The following is a 253-nucleotide window of genomic DNA, read 5'->3' on the forward strand; positions in this document are numbered from 1 at the left end:
GTTCCGGCACATCGTCGAGGACATCGACGCGCCGTCGCCGTGGCCCTTGGTGAAGACCGGCGACGACGAGTTCGCGGAGTGGGCGTACGACGTCACGATCCCAGTACGCGGCGACTTGGCGGGGGTCATGGATGCGCTCTGGCCGATGCCCGACCACCCGACCGGGACACGAGTCGTTGAGGAGGACGAGCGGTGAGCCGGTGTATGCGGCGGGTGCCGATCGACTTCGATGCTCCGCTCGAGGAGACCTGGC

The 253-nt window shown here is 68.0% G+C and carries 1 protein-coding gene; it reads left to right on the forward strand.

Annotation, left to right across the window (positions count from 1 at the left end):
- Window positions 1-196, forward strand: a 196-nt coding sequence (locus ACSNN7_RS29175; RefSeq protein WP_436684241.1) for a hypothetical protein, incomplete at its 5' end; no start/stop codon positions are given.
- Window positions 197-253: the final 57 nt, after the last annotated feature.

The sequence above is a fragment of the Micromonospora sp. URMC 105 genome, from assembly GCF_051386295.1.
Taxonomy (GTDB): domain Bacteria; phylum Actinomycetota; class Actinomycetes; order Mycobacteriales; family Micromonosporaceae; genus Micromonospora.